This window comes from Sulfoacidibacillus ferrooxidans (genome assembly GCF_022606465.1).
Classification (GTDB): domain Bacteria; phylum Bacillota; class Bacilli; order Alicyclobacillales; family SLC66; genus Sulfoacidibacillus; species Sulfoacidibacillus ferrooxidans.
In genome coordinates this window covers 1-14,318 of record NZ_JALBUF010000028.1, presented here as the reverse complement: position 1 = coordinate 14,318, position 14,318 = coordinate 1, and the positions used below count along the sequence as shown (strand labels likewise).

Below are 14,318 nucleotides of genomic sequence, written 5' to 3'. Positions count from 1 at the left end.
CGACGGCTACCTTGACGTCTGATCTGGAAGCGAACTTTCAAGCACAACTCAACAAGGCGGTCAGTAGTGGGAAAATGACAGCTGCTCAAGAGCAAAAGATGATCACACAGTTTGATGCTCATGTAGGGGATATGATCAATAGCACAGGATTCATGGGTGGATGGCATGCTGATTCTTCATCCAACTAAATGAAGGGTTCCGTAGTGGTCATCTGGTAGTATCCTAGTGGTCAATTGATAACAAGATACTTTGCAATTTGGACGAATGGGATGGTAGTTCATCTCATTCGTCCTTTTGCGCGTGTGTATGGATCTTTTCACTCAAATATGCGGCATAATCACCTTATATTACTAATCTAGTTTTAAATCAATTTTAAATTTCTTTTGGTAGACTATCGCTATTGGATTGTTTGACTCACCCTGTGTAAAAACAGATAAGCTTACTCAAGGAGGATATAATGGGTACAAAATCATGGTTAAGCTTACTTGCGGTTACATCTCTTACGTATAGTCTATCCACAGCTGCATTTGCTAATACGTTACCTTACACGGATATAGGCAATAGCTTTGCTCAAGCTGCCATTGTCAATTTAACAGCGGCTGGAGATATTCATGGATATGCCAATGGCACTTTTGAACCCAATCAAATGATCACACGAGGCCAATTTTTAGCCTATATGATGAATACGCTACAGCCATATACGGGTGTCAAGCCTGCTGCAACAGGAACCACTTTTTCTGATGTATTACCAGGAAACTGGGACTATTCCGTGGTCTCTAGTGCTCAATCCGCAGGATGGATCAATCCGTATTGGATCGATGTCAGCAAAGGGTTTGATGAGAATAATCAAGCGTCACGAGGGGATGTCGCTTCTTTCTTTGTCGCCGCACTTGAACATTCTTCCTTTCACTTACAACTTCCAGAAGGAACGACTCCGCTAACCTTTGCAACAGATAGTGGGTTATTCTATGGGCTACCTGCTTCTGCAAACCCAATCTATCTGAATCGAGCGGATGCTGCAGTTGTTCTTCAAAATATGCAAACGCTATGTCAACAAGCAACTTTACATGAAACGATGCATATTGGACCTGGAGCAACTGGAGCAACTGGAGCAACTGGAACGCCCATTGTCATGGGGTTTAATTACGGGGGGACAATTGCTAGTGATTTGACGGAAGATGAGCAAGATACGGCCATCAATACGGTTGTCTATGATGGATTTCATCTCGATTCATCGATGCAATTTCAAGGATCATTGCCAGCATCATTTGCAGATTCGTTACATGCAGCAGGAAAGCAGGTGTGGGCGTTATTTGGAGCCGATCAACCCACCCTTCTTACCCAAGCACTAACGAGTGCAACCAATCGAGCTGCGTTGGTGACCCAGATTGTACAAATGAGTAGCGCATCTCAAGTGGATGGTGCCAATATTGACTTCGAAGACGTTCCTGCCAATTTAGAATCGGATCTGACGATGTTTATGCAGGAACTCACGACGGCTCTTCATGCCAAAGGCATGCAGTCTTCGATCGATGTGACGGTACCTTCTGCAGGATCATATTCTGCAGCATATAATTACGGGGCTCTAGGACAAACTGTAAATGATGTGTTTTTAATGACCTATGATGAATCGTGGAGTGGGGATACGACACCAGGCCCTGTCACATCTCTGTCATGGGTACAAGGTAACGTAAACACCCTTTTGCAAGACGGGGTTCCTGCCAATCGCTTAGTTCTTGGCATGCCATTATATACACGGGCATGGCAGACCAATAACACGTCACAGTCACAAAGTATCCCTTTGTCCACGATGGAATCCATGATCGCTAGTGGACAAGCGGTACAAAGTACCATGGATGCTACCTCGGGTCAATCCGTCGATGTGTACACGGATAGTTCAGGAATACAGTGGGAGTTTTGGCAAGATGGCCCGAATACGCTGAATACCATTGGATCTCTTGCTGTTCAAGATCAGTTAGCGGGGATTGGTTACTGGCAACTAGGTGATGAAACGGCCTCTGAGTGGACAACCATTATTCCAAGCGGTCTCGCTGCTCCATCAAACTAGTACACATAGCCCACCCATGAACGAACAACCATGGGTGGGCTATGTGTACTAGTCGTTTACGTGTATGCTACATCTCGCTTGACAAAAAAGACCCACGCTAAGATGTTCATCACGATAAAATACGCTACAAGTATGCTGATAGAAAATCCAAGTGTCAGACCCTGAATGCTCGGACCATTGACGACAAACTGCGAGAGATCCGTATTGGCAAAGAGAATATATTTGACCCAGCTGTAACTTGACAGTGCACTGACCACCGTACTGCCAATTAAAAAGGCGAGAAGAGAGATCGTAATCGCAAGTGCACTGCTACGGAAAATAGCAGAGATCATAAAGGCAATGGTCGCAGTCATCACAATTTGTATCCATAAAAATCCATATTGCATCAATACATAGGACAAAACACTCATCTGTTGAATCGTTTGGTGTGCATCCAGATAGACCTCTGGTGACCCTGCTCCTGCTATGCCAAAAAATATCCAGCCAAGAAGAACAGAACAGACAAACATAAAGATCGTCGCAAATAAGCTATACATCAGCAGTGCCAGATACTTAGCCAGGAGAATATGAGCTCTAGTCGCTGGTTGCGTGAGCAACATCTTGATGGTTCCAGAGCTAAATTCACTAGCTACACTATCACCTGCAACAACGAGAATAAACGCAATTAAGACAGGGGCTATATTTTCTGCCGTAGCAGCGAACCCCCACCCGGTCGTTTGACTAGGATTCATATTATGTACGATATCGTATTGATTGACTTTAATTTTTGCCTGTAATTGGGCAATTTCTTTTGCGGGCATGTGCCTTGTGTGAGCGATTTCTTGTTGTAATTGATCCGTCTGTACGATCATGTTTTGTTTCCAATTCGATCCTGGCGCTGGCTGATGAGTGACCATCACAATCGCCACAAGAGCGATCACGATCACAAGGAGCACCATCATGACCCACGTTCGAGATCGGCGATAAATTTTCATGTTTTCATTGCGAATGAGGTTAACCATGGGATTCACCACCTGTGATCTCAAGGAACGTCTCCTCAAGCGTTTTGTTTACCATTCGCACCTCATATATGCGTTCTCCATGACTCACGAGGGCCTGTACGATATCTGGAATCATCTCTCGTGCCACCCGAAGTTCTAGGTGGTGATCATCACGTAGTACCACGTCTACTTGAGGATAGGTAGTGTGTAAGATCGAGACCGCTTGCACACCATGTTCGATTTCAATCAAAATGTCTTGCTCGCTTGTCTCATCCATTTCCGTGCGGCGAATGGGACGAAGATCAATCAACTTGCCCGCTTGAATAATAGCCCCGCGATCACACATCAGTTCCATCTCCGATAAGAGATGACTCGACACGATCACAGCAATGCCTTCTTTTTCTGCAAGCCCTCGCAAATAATCACGCAATTCGCGAATGCCCGCTGGATCGAGGCCGTTTGTAGGCTCATCTAAGATGATCACATGCGGACGACGCAACAAAGCCTGAGCCAGTCCTAACCGTTGTCGCATACCGAGCGAGTACGTTTTTACTTTATCGTGAATGCGCGCTTCTAACCCCACTTGGTTAACAACCTCATGAATGCGCTGATCCGATACGCCTTGTGACATGCGCGCAAAGTGTTTGAGGTTTTGATATCCCGTTAGATATTTGTACATTTCCGGATTCTCTACGATGGCTCCAATATGTTGCATCGCCTTTGTAAAATGTTTTGACACATCGATCCCATCGATGAGTACTTGCCCACGAGTCATGGAGATGAGTCCCACCATCATGCGAATCGTTGTTGTCTTACCTTGTTACACACCTCACTACGTACAGGTTGTCCAATTCATACGTACTTCTTTCAAAAACCTACTCTCACTTTCATTTAGCGGCTGAGTGACTACCCCAAGAACATTAAAAATAGCATCCACCGTGGTTCAAGGATAAGGATCCTTAGACCACGGTGGATGCTAGACATGTCCGTACAACCATACTTCATTACATTTTTGTGCTTGTGATCATCATGCTAACATGAGCATCAAATCGGCTCAATTGTTTCTGTTCCTCAGTAGCCGTCATGTGTCCAGAAGAAACGGCTTCGTCTAGACGTTTTTTGAAACTGGCTTCTAATGCTGTAGTGAGTGTTTGAATCGATACTCCTTGTTTCTGCGCAATGACTGCTAAGGATTCTTTAGCCTTTATATCTGCTCGAAGTGCACTAGGGCTAAGATGTAAAATTTGTCCTAATTCCTCGAAGTCGACAAAGTTATGATCTGATTTCCGAAAGTGTTTTGGACTCGTTGGCGTAGAGGTTGTAGAAGTACTACTTACTGTAGTAACGGAACTCGTCGCCGCTTGAGTGGTTGTACCACATCCCGTGATGCCTAACGTCACTACTGCTATAGTACCAAGTACACTCATAAAAAGTCCCTTTTTCATGCATATCTCCTCCTATTTGTCGAACGATATGGGCAACGATATCTAGTAAACAATCATGTATGTATTTCCTTTTATTGGGATAGCCCCCCTATCGCATGATGCATACATGTGAATGAATATCAAGATAGTCATCTATTCTCTCACTATGATCGGGAATCTTTAATTTTCTCTTGTAAAAGAGTGACTAAACATTGAACATATCGATGTTGACGATGATTTCATATGAATAGCAAGAAGGATAAAGGAATCCGATTCACAGATTTCATTAAATTACCACGATTAATCTAAGACAATTTTAAATATAACGAGTTACACTGAACAGCAGTAACGAGATCATATCTCCATCAGCGACCAGATAGACTCCCTGTCTGAACGGCGTTACATGCACATGCATCCCTCAAAACGAGGTGACTAGGGATGCATGTGCCATGATGAATGATCGACAAAAGGGATGGATCACGACCCTAGGAGGCGTCCATAGTGAACGACATCGCTGCTCCATCGCACAACCCAACACGACCGATCCAACAGCGGCTTGTCACTCGACGGTACCATCGTTTCCTTCTAGTGGGCGTGATCAATGCCTGTGTAGATATTGGAACATTGAATGGATTCATGGTTCTATGGCCAACCCATTCATTCGTTCAACTGCTGACGTATAATACCATCGCCGTTTTATGCACCCTTGCAACAAGCTATCTACTCAATCGAAGATGGACATTTGCTGATCAGGCAAACTCTAGTCGGAGACAAACCTGGTTGTTTTGGATTCAAGGTGCTGCGAATATAGTGATCAATGATCTCATACTAGCTATTTTTTCACATGAAGTATTTGCTCACTTGACTGAATCGACTTTGATCAATAGTGATCTATCAAAAGGGATGGCTATGTTTACCTCTTCTTCTATCAGCTATATGATGCTACGGTTACTGGTTTTTAGGGCAACGTAAGCTTCTTCATGATTGTACATATAAACAATGGAAGGTGGATACGGTCCATGAATTCAGTACAAGGGTCTCTAAAAAACAAGTGTATGCAATGGTTGTGGCCGATGAATATGGAGAAAAAACATGGGTCATTCCAGAAGCCCAACGAGTCAACGCAGTCTATCGACCATGGTGTATACCATGATGGTGATGACATGAGCCTGTACCATACGTGGGTACATCGTTTTGGAACTCCTTGGGAGGTAGCAGATCACATACAAAAGAATCCTCATGGATGGTGTACCCCCATCGAGAAGTATGTAGCGCATGTGAACGGGAAAAAAATAGCTCATATATACGGAGCACAGGGTAGTTTAGACGTAGCACTCAGTCTACTTGGAGCTAAAGTAACTGTGATGTATCCATCCATGGCTGCGTCCATCTATAGTCAGCGATTAGCACAGGCAGCCAGTGTGGACATACGCCACATCATTGTGGATGGTATCTTCCATCCATGGGGAGCACAGGTAGGTACGTATGATCTCGTCCTCTTGGAGTTTGCATGGTTAAAGGATGAAGCCAGTATAGAGATGGCCATACATGAAGCAGCCACTTTGTTGAAATCTGGGGGACAGCTGATGATACAAAATACCCATTCGACGATCCAAACCATGATGAGATCCTCATTGTTTGAACGCAAGGGTATCAACCCACAGATTGCTCAGTCTTTGGATATGACTCCGGCTATTCTTGCAGAAACTAGTGAAAAGAAGGGGATTCGCCCCATCATTACGGCTTTATCTACCAAAGGGCTATTCGTCCGTTTGATGGAAAAGGGAACGACTTCACAGGGTCATTTAGTTCATGAATCGAAGGGTACACTCCAAACGATAATTGCAGAAAAATTATGATGCACCCGCAACACCGGATCAATAGCAATCAGAAAGGCTACTCCTTTTCATGAGATGGGCTAGGCGTCTGTTGATCCCATCGTCCAAATACCCATTGATACAACCCTGCATTGGCTAGCTGTAGCACTGCCGTAAGTATGAGTGGTAGTGAGAGCAGATCAGCATCAAATAAATAACCGGAGATGGTAGGACCAATGGATGAAGGTAGCCGCATGGATAACGCATTGATGCTCGTTGCTAGTCCTCTTCTTTTGTCACGAGTTAGACTGGCACTGAGCGCATTGCGGTTACCTTGTGTCGCACGGTTGATGGCATTGCGAAGAATAAAGAAAAGGGATGCCAAGGTAAAGGTAGGCATAAAAGCTAAAGCCAGCATACATATGGATCCAATGATACGCATCCAAGTCACGGATTTAACCATACCCATACGAGCAGCGATTCGACCACTCAAAATCGAGAAGATGCCTGTCAACAAAAAACTAATGGAAAGCGTAGCACCAATTGCACCGGTGCTAGCACCGTAGCGCAAACGAAACCAGTAGGCCATCATAGGGCCTGTTAAGCCTACTGCAAGCCCATTTAACACATTGACTAGCGCTAAAACAGTCAGTGCGTGATTTTCCTTTTTGCGAACTTGTTTTTCTTGTTGTGCTTCAGTACGCGCCTGCTCCTCATGGATGGGTTCGTTAGCAGAACGATTTTTCACCTCTGGAATGCGAAGGATGATCAAGATACACAGCAAAGAAAACACAGCTATCGTCAGGAAAACGGGTCGATAATTCTCAAGAGGAGATGACCCATGAATGAGATCAGGTAGCCCACCAACGATACTGCCAATAGCCATCCCTATAAAGCCTATTGCATTATTCAAACTAAAGACACGACCGCGATCAGACTGTGATACATATTGAGCGAGTAATGCTTGCTCTGCTGGGCTAAAGGGTCCTGCTGCACCGCTTTGTCCTCGGCCAAAGCCCACAATCACGATGGCTACCATGAGAAGGAGCGCGGCAGAAGTGACACTAGCTGCAAGAGAACACATCAGTGTTAGCACCTCATAGATGAGTAAGAATGGTTTTCGTCCCATTCGATCACTGAGTAAACCAACCATGAGTATAAGCATGGCTCCCATGATCCCTGCACCTGATGTTACCCCACCAATAGCTACGCCACTCCAGTGTAAGTCTTGAAGATAGAGTGTAAGGTCGACGACCATAGCTCCTTGACCAATACTTCGTAGACCACGAATCCACATCAATTGCATAGCAATCGGATGAATGTTATTTTTTATCCCAATCATGGTATGTTCGGAGATCTCCTTATTGAACAACGTGTCATGGATTCTATGGATTCCTACCCATCTCACACGATGATATCGTTGATGGGAGCGGAGATAGGACGGTCGCTTGCACAGAGTGACTAGGCATATTCACATGAGAATGACGGTACGTTGCCCCATCATATCACAAAAAGCATCAGATGAATCATTCTGATGCTGGACAGGTGGACATGATGGTTGTTCATCGCATACATCGGAGATTGACATGGACAATGAGTCGATAAGGGAAGCCAAGAACTATGGAGATAACGTGATATTCAGACATGCTTCGAAGCAGATGTCTCTTCATAAAACTCCATTAATACACGTGCAGTTTCGCGGCGTGTACATTCTTCAGGAGGCACGATTCCCGCTGTAAGCATGGTGCGAACTTTGGTGCCAGAGAGAAACACGTGTGCCTTTTCATCGTGAGGACACGTTTTTTCCGTGGCCATACCTCCACACTCCTTACAATAGAAGGCATGATCAAAGAACATGGGCGAGATGCCAATCTCCTCAGGAGTAAATAGCGAGAATATTTTTTGAGCGTCGTACGTACCGTAATAGTTGCCTACTCCAGCGTGATCGCGACCTACAATAAAATGTGTACAACCAAAATTTTTTCGAACCAATGCATGTAAGATGGCTTCGCGTGGTCCAGCATAGCGCATCGCAGCAGTAAAGATACCCAGTGCAACGCGGTTTGTAGGATAGTAGTGTTCAATGACTGTCTCATATGCACGCATGCGCAGTGGTGCTGGAACATCATCCGCTTTCGTAGGCCCAACCAGAGGATGAATAAATAAACCATCCATCGTTTCTAACGCGCATTTTTGAATGTATTCATGCGCTCGATGAATAGGATTGCGTGTTTGAAATCCGACAATCGTTTTCCAACCCTTTTTTTCAAACAGCTGTCGCGTTTCCTGTGGCGTGCGTAGATAGCTTGCATAACGATCCTGTGTGCTTGTTGTAAACACAGACACTGGACCGCCCAGATGAACGCTTCCTCGTTCCAATGTTCGCATGACTCCTGGGTGTGCAAAATCATTGGTTTGATAAAGATGGTTCACTACATGATTCAAGTTCACCTGATACTTACTTGTGACAACCATAGTCGCGTGTGGTGTACCATGCTCATCGATCAAAAGCACCGTTTCACCAAGTGTAATTAGTTGTGCTTGATCGGCAGAAATAGGAAGAGCAATGGGCAATGGCCATACGATGCCATTGGCCAGTCGCATCTGCGTAACAACGGAATGGTAGTCCATGTCATCCATGAATCCAACAAGCGGAGAAAAGGCTCCCATACCCATTTGTTCAAGATCGCTGATGGCAACATCATCGATGATGACGCGCTGTAGGTTGTTTGAACACGATTCGTCTGTATATGGACCGATGCGTCGATGAACAAGTACTCCACCGTGTGGGGATAAAGCAGTCACTGCGTTCACTCCTGAATCATGATGGTTGGTTAGCGTTGATGAAGTACATGTGTCTTTTGCAATGTTTGCGAACTTCGTTCAGGAATGATCTGTGCAACAAGATGGGTCTCAATCGTAGACACAGCTTCACTGATACTTACTTGGTGGGTACGGATGGTTAAATCCGCGTGGATCGGATGTTCATAAGGTGAGCTAATGCCTGTGAAGTCAGGGATCGATCCAGCAAGAGCTTTCTTATACAATCCTTTAGGGTCTCTTTCGATGCAGATATCAAGGGGACAGTCGATAAATGTCTCGATGAATTCTCCTTGTGCAAAGAGACTGCGTACCCATTCGCGATCTTTGCGCAGGGGGGATATCATAGCTACGATGACGACCATGCCTGCATCGACAAATAATTGTGCGAGATGACCGACACGTCGAATATTCTCTTCGCGATCTCGCAAGGAGAAACCCAAGTCTTGATTTAATCCGAGTCTGACATTGTCTCCATCTAATAGGTAGGTGTGAATACCTTGTCGATACAGATGCCACTCTAATTCTACAGCCATCGTTGATTTTCCTGAACCAGAAAGTCCTGTCAACCAAACGACAGCACCTTTGTGTCCGTGCACATTTTCACGAGCAGAACGGTCCACCTTATTTTTTTGAAAAACTAGATGTTCGCTAACTACTATCGACTCCTCTCCAATAGGATTCCCATCAAGTCAAGCAGTGTATCTGTTCTATCTATTGATAGCAAGCTTTACGATCCTGTTGTTGATGAGGTCGACGGTGACAAAATGCTATTTTTAACACTAGCATATTTTGGATCGACTATGTTGATCGGATACGCATCGGATAGCTGTATAAATAATTGCTGAGATGTCAATCCTTTCAATTGTTTTAACAAGCTAGCAATCTCCGATTGTACTTCTTTGAGTGGAATCAATTTCCCTGATGATTGATTCAAATTTACTTTTATTTTGATTGTAGTAAGTTTGAATTTCTGCTGAAGTAACGGACACATTTCGTTCTGCTAATTTTCCCTCGAGCACTTTAATTCGTAAATTGTTTTGAAGTTCAGATAAAGTCATTCCATTCTCACTTAACGCTTGTTGTAGTTCACTAGAGGTGGTGATGCCATTTTGTTCTTCGAAATTTTGTAAAGCATTGTTTATCTCTTGACTAGAGGCCGTAATATGATACTTCTTTGATCCTAATTCTACTAAATTTTGTGTAATTAACATTTCTAACACCTGAACTCCGTATTCTGTTTCTAATTACTGAACGAATTCTGTATTGGAGATAGGGATCGACCCGACTGTGGCAACCATAGCCGTTTGTTTATTGGCATCCTCTATACTCCATAGGATTCCTATAAAAAGAGCGCCAACAATCATGCCTAGGCTAGCGTAAATGACATTTTGTGTACGTGCGTGTACCAAGGAATGATACACCTCCTTTGTAAGATCATGATCTCTACAAATTCATTCATTATGAATAATATGGGTTTTATTATAAAAATATATAAGCAATTAGATGTTCTGTACATAAGGAACCTTCCAGTGTTTCATCGTAAGTCCATTCTACGTGAGGTTGCGTACACATGGGTATCAACAAGGGTATGTCCTGATGCGACTACTTCTCATGGGACTCACAAGGTCGCACCTATTACCACGCAGGGACAGCAGAACAGAATCCCATGCTCAGAATGGAAGATCTTTGTTCATGCGCTTGACGCCATGGGTTGTGCGTAGATATCCTTACGTGTTTTCTGGCAAGACCAAAATGGCAGTCGCAGGCTCGAAATCTCCTTTTAGAATAGGGATGACCGATTCTACGTCTACAAATTGAAGATCGCTCGTACATCCTTATATGGGCTCGTTCCAAATTCACATCAAATACGGACGTAACTACTCCTTGAGCATGCAAAAGTAAATGATGAATACCCTATGACAATCGTGTCATTGACAAAAAGTGGAATATAGTTACAGAAAGACTTCCATGCCTCTTGACAAGAGGAAGCAGACCCTCTGGATTGACGATTAAAAAGTCAGCATGATAGCGAGTATACGCCTTCGTGTACTATCCAAAACACGTTTCGAAGGAGTAGTGGCTACTTACATCCATTTTTAATCAAATTTTAAATAAGCACGACTATACTAGTGTGGGGATGGCCTCTGATTAACGGCTAAGTCTCCTCTATAATGGCTACTGTGCATGTATACCCATAGAGTCAACTGATAAAGAAGCAGGTGGCATGATCATGTCCCGATTGAAAAGTAAGCACACAAAGATGCATACGACATGGAGAAACGTGCGTTTAGGTGTAACTACTGTAAGTGTGATTTGCATGGTGGGCGTCGCCACGTGGGCTTTTTTAAAACCACGAGACCAAGGCAGCAATCCATTGACTCAACTTGTCCATACTTTTGAACCCATTGGAGTTACAAATATTCTTCTCATTGGGAATAATGCTCGCAATCCATCGAATCCCCTCGCCATTGGCCAAGGGGGAGGACAAGCAGATATCATGATGATCGCACACATCGATCCCCAAAAGCATCAGGTGGTCTTAATTTCCATCCCGCGTGATCTGCTGTTTGCCATGCCTCAATATAGCGTTCCTATCCCCAAAATTAAATCGCTCTTTTTTTTAGGCGCACAAATGACTCCAAATCAAGCTGCACCCATGACAGTAGCTGGTGTAGAGCACTTCACAGGGATGCCCATCACCGATTGGGTGGTCACTGATTTTCAAGGTTTTTCAGATGCCATCGATGCGGTGGGTGGTGTCCATGTATGGATTCCCGGACGCATTTACGACCCACTGCACAGTGGCGCCAATCTATACCCAGGTTGGCAAACCTTAACGGGTTCACAGGCTCTCGCCTATATCCGCGTTCGGCAAAATACAGCAAGCAATGTTGCAACCAATGACTTTTCCCGCGATGACGCTCAAGCTCAAGTGTTGGCTGCCCTTCAGCAAAAATTACTCAATAAACAAAATGATGTCTCTCACCTTGGATCGCTCATTCACACGTGGAATCAAGACGTAGTCACTAACCTCAGCGTGGATGATTTATTGAAAATCGCCCAAGTAGTCAAAGGCTCTACGATCATCCATGTCAATCTCGCTTCTGTTGGTGATTCGATGGATGTGATGAGTGCATCATTTCCAGGTATCAATCAGCAAGATGCTCTCACTGGAGCCTTTTATGATATTGTCGATGCCCGTGTTGTGACGCGCACATTGCAACCTTATGGATCAAAAGGTGCATGGACGGGCATAGCTCTCCCAACGCCATCCTCCATTCCTGTCATCGTATATGCATCAGAAGCTTACGTATCTGAACTTAAGGCCAGTGGGTATCCCGTCACTGATGGGAATCAAGTCAGCGGAAGGAATCCCGTCGTGATTGATTATCCACCTGGTCACTTAGCATGGGGATTACAAGTGGGTCGCACATTGGCCACAGGAAACTCCATTGTGCAACCAGGGACCTCTTCACAAGCGGTAGTCGTGTACGGTCCATAGAGCCTAGTCTAATCTCCTCATAGTTATCACATCTCGCATAGGCACTTTATAGCTTCCTCTATACAGACGTCCACCTTTTATCTTTGGAATACTCTGGTAGATGATGTCGTGATCCTTCCCTTTCCTCACCTTCACTTCAATCGAGGTGGCATCATTCCATGCCATCTCTACAATCCTCTTGCATCTCCATGTACTTTTCGTCATCCATCTGATCAGCATCGATCGAGGGTCATCGCCTGGTCCTCATATTTCTCATCTTTTCACGATGTTCAGTTACAATGATTCTCATCGAAGCACATACGTTTCCATCCAATCATTCGCCCCTACCTTCACCTCGCATGATGTTCACCCATTGTGACTTCTTTTGACCAGTAGGCAATCAACGTGATGCTCGATACACACTCCAGTCCCCAAAACGTGTATGCAGATCATCCGCGACTGTGTTGCATCAACTATTTTTTATCGCATCTTCTAATAAAGAAAGTTGAATCATTATCATCCCACAGCGACTGCATGGACAGATTCACTAGTCCAAAAGCGATCAAATAATGCCAAGCAAACAGGATACAATAACTTTGCATCATCCACGTACTCTCCAAGTGTTTTTGCTTGATACAATCCCTCCACAAATCCTGCATCAGTGACACCCACACTCGTGCGCCGCCCTTTTTGCCTTGATAGCTTTGGCAGCTTGATCTGAAAATCTTTATTCCGTTTTATCATGATCTATCAACAAGGACTCCCCATATACGCGAACGTTCTTCAGTAGCACTTGGGTGGTAACTATCGGTTTGGACGCAGATGAAAAACCAAGGGCTGGTACATGTGTAACGTTAATCACGTGCAAAAAAATATCCCGTTTACCCTATTCATGAAGAAATCATAGGGTAAACGGGATATCTAGGTCTCATTCCTCTAGGCAGTAAAAGTCACCGTATTGGATTGAGCACTTTGCTGACCATCGTAGGTTTGTACGACATAGTAGCTACCGCTAGGCAGATTGTCAAAGGAGGCATTACCATTTGAATCCACTGCTGTTGATCCCATGTCTTGACCGGAAGAACTGTACAGGTTCACGGTTGCATCTGGAGTGGCATTACTCACAGCTAGATCCTCTACACCATTGGTATCCATCACAGCAAGAGACGGAGTTGCTAATGTGCTTTGATCACTGAAGGTCACCGTATTCGATTGAGCACTTTGCTGGCCATCATAGGTTTGCACAACATAGTAGCTACCGCTAGATAGATTGTCAAAGGAGGCATTACCATTTGAATCCGCTGTAGTGGCACTAACTACTTGACCAGATGAAGTAAACAGATTGACAGTTGCATCTGGAGTGGCATTACTCACAGCTAAGTCCTCTACACCATTGGTATCCATCACAGCAAGAGACGGAGTTGCTAATGTGCTTTGATCACTGAAGGTTACCGTATTCGATGGAGCACTTTGCTGACCATCGTAGATCTGCACGACATAGTAGCTACCGCTAGGCAAATTGTCAAAGGAGGCATTACCATATGAATCGGCTGTGGTTGAACTCACCTCTTGACCAGAAGAACTGTACAGGTTCACGGTTGCATCTGGAGCCGCGTTACTCACATCTACTTCTGCCAAACCATTGTTGTCATTCACGACAAGAGAAGGGGTGGCTACAGTCGATTGAGCAGTATAAGTCACCGTATTCGATTGAGCACTTTGCTG

General features: G+C 44.5%; 14 protein-coding genes and 1 pseudogene. 5 read left to right on the top strand and 10 right to left on the bottom strand.

Translation table 11 applies throughout. From position 1 onward, the window contains the following. Both MM817_RS15540 and MM817_RS15535 read left to right on the top strand, forming a co-directional pair. Positions 1–188 (top strand): hypothetical protein (locus MM817_RS15540; protein WP_419723424.1); only part of this gene is annotated, 188 nt, incomplete at its 5' end. Between the two features lie 269 nt (positions 189–457). Next, a complete protein-coding gene (locus MM817_RS15535) occupies positions 458–2,068 on the top strand; it encodes a glycosyl hydrolase family 18 protein (RefSeq protein WP_241716827.1) in 1,611 nt (536 codons plus the stop codon). A 56-nt stretch (positions 2,069–2,124) separates the two neighbouring features. On the opposite strand, the gene MM817_RS15530 is transcribed toward MM817_RS15535, so the two are convergent. The 3 genes and pseudogenes from MM817_RS15530 to MM817_RS15520 form a co-directional block, all read right to left on the bottom strand. Further along, complete coding sequence (locus MM817_RS15530; protein WP_241716825.1) at positions 2,125–3,069, bottom strand: ABC transporter permease; 945 nt, start codon at positions 3,067–3,069, stop codon at positions 2,125–2,127. After that, positions 3,062–3,865 (bottom strand): annotated as a pseudogene (locus MM817_RS15525) (ABC transporter ATP-binding protein); the annotation flags it as partial. The gene MM817_RS15530 and the pseudogene MM817_RS15525, both read right to left, overlap by 8 nt. Before the next feature lie 187 nt (positions 3,866–4,052). Further along, positions 4,053–4,493, bottom strand: a complete 441-nt coding sequence (locus MM817_RS15520) for a hypothetical protein (protein WP_241716821.1) — start codon at positions 4,491–4,493, stop codon at positions 4,053–4,055. A gap of 480 nt (positions 4,494–4,973) precedes the next feature. Between MM817_RS15520 and MM817_RS15515 the strand changes: the two genes are divergently transcribed. Both MM817_RS15515 and MM817_RS15510 read left to right on the top strand, forming a co-directional pair. Beyond that, on the top strand, positions 4,974–5,444 hold the full coding sequence (locus tag MM817_RS15515) for a GtrA family protein (protein ID WP_241716819.1): 471 nt from the start codon (positions 4,974–4,976) through the stop codon (positions 5,442–5,444). Positions 5,445–5,491: 47 nt separating this feature from the next. Further along, complete coding sequence (locus MM817_RS15510; protein ID WP_241716817.1) at positions 5,492–6,331, top strand: class I SAM-dependent methyltransferase; 840 nt, start codon at positions 5,492–5,494, stop codon at positions 6,329–6,331. Between the two features lie 37 nt (positions 6,332–6,368). Here MM817_RS15510 and MM817_RS15505 read toward each other — a convergent pair whose 3' ends face one another. From MM817_RS15505 to MM817_RS15485, 5 genes are all read right to left on the bottom strand, one after another. Continuing rightward, positions 6,369–7,631: an MFS transporter gene (locus MM817_RS15505; protein ID WP_241716815.1), complete on the bottom strand. Its 1,263-nt coding sequence runs from the start codon at positions 7,629–7,631 to the stop codon at positions 6,369–6,371. 296 nt (positions 7,632–7,927) lie between these two features. After that, entirely contained in the window at positions 7,928–9,094 is a 1,167-nt protein-coding gene (gene sat / locus MM817_RS15500) for a sulfate adenylyltransferase (RefSeq protein ID WP_241716812.1), read from the bottom strand. Between the two features lie 29 nt (positions 9,095–9,123). Then, positions 9,124–9,771 (bottom strand): adenylyl-sulfate kinase, encoded by a 648-nt coding sequence (gene cysC / locus MM817_RS15495; protein WP_241716829.1) that lies wholly within the window; start codon positions 9,769–9,771, stop codon positions 9,124–9,126. A 216-nt stretch (positions 9,772–9,987) separates the two neighbouring features. Beyond that, the gene (locus MM817_RS15490) at positions 9,988–10,332 is read right to left on the bottom strand and encodes a SurA N-terminal domain-containing protein (RefSeq protein WP_336605203.1); all 345 of its coding nucleotides are present in this window, start codon (positions 10,330–10,332) and stop codon (positions 9,988–9,990) included. Between the two features lie 24 nt (positions 10,333–10,356). Further along, the gene (locus MM817_RS15485) at positions 10,357–10,521 is read right to left on the bottom strand and encodes a hypothetical protein (protein WP_241716808.1); all 165 of its coding nucleotides are present in this window, start codon (positions 10,519–10,521) and stop codon (positions 10,357–10,359) included. Between the two features lie 821 nt (positions 10,522–11,342). On the opposite strand from MM817_RS15485, the gene MM817_RS15480 reads away from it, so the two are divergent. Further along, positions 11,343–12,614, top strand: coding sequence for an LCP family protein (locus MM817_RS15480; RefSeq protein WP_241716806.1), 1,272 nt, complete (start codon positions 11,343–11,345; stop codon positions 12,612–12,614). Between the two features lie 495 nt (positions 12,615–13,109). Here MM817_RS15480 and MM817_RS15475 read toward each other — a convergent pair whose 3' ends face one another. Next, a complete protein-coding gene (locus tag MM817_RS15475) occupies positions 13,110–13,337 on the bottom strand; it encodes a hypothetical protein (protein ID WP_241716805.1) in 228 nt (75 codons plus the stop codon). 192 nt (positions 13,338–13,529) lie between these two features. Next, positions 13,530–14,318 (bottom strand): SdrD B-like domain-containing protein (locus tag MM817_RS15470; RefSeq protein ID WP_241716803.1); only part of this gene is annotated, 789 nt, incomplete at its 5' end.

Excerpts from the sequence above, each read along its gene's own strand:
- MM817_RS15475 (WP_241716805.1), bottom strand. The coding sequence starts at position 13,337 with ATGATAAAACGGAATAAAGATTTTCAGATCAAGCTGCCAAAGCTATCA.
- MM817_RS15480 (WP_241716806.1), top strand. The coding sequence starts at position 11,343 with ATGTCCCGATTGAAAAGTAAGCACACAAAGATGCATACGACATGGAGA.
- MM817_RS15510 (WP_241716817.1), top strand. The coding sequence starts at position 5,492 with ATGAATTCAGTACAAGGGTCTCTAAAAAACAAGTGTATGCAATGGTTG.
- MM817_RS15505 (WP_241716815.1), bottom strand. The coding sequence starts at position 7,631 with ATGATTGGGATAAAAAATAACATTCATCCGATTGCTATGCAATTGATG.
- MM817_RS15535 (WP_241716827.1), top strand. The coding sequence starts at position 458 with ATGGGTACAAAATCATGGTTAAGCTTACTTGCGGTTACATCTCTTACG.
- MM817_RS15520 (WP_241716821.1), bottom strand. The coding sequence starts at position 4,493 with ATGAAAAAGGGACTTTTTATGAGTGTACTTGGTACTATAGCAGTAGTG.
- MM817_RS15530 (WP_241716825.1), bottom strand. The coding sequence starts at position 3,069 with ATGGTTAACCTCATTCGCAATGAAAACATGAAAATTTATCGCCGATCT.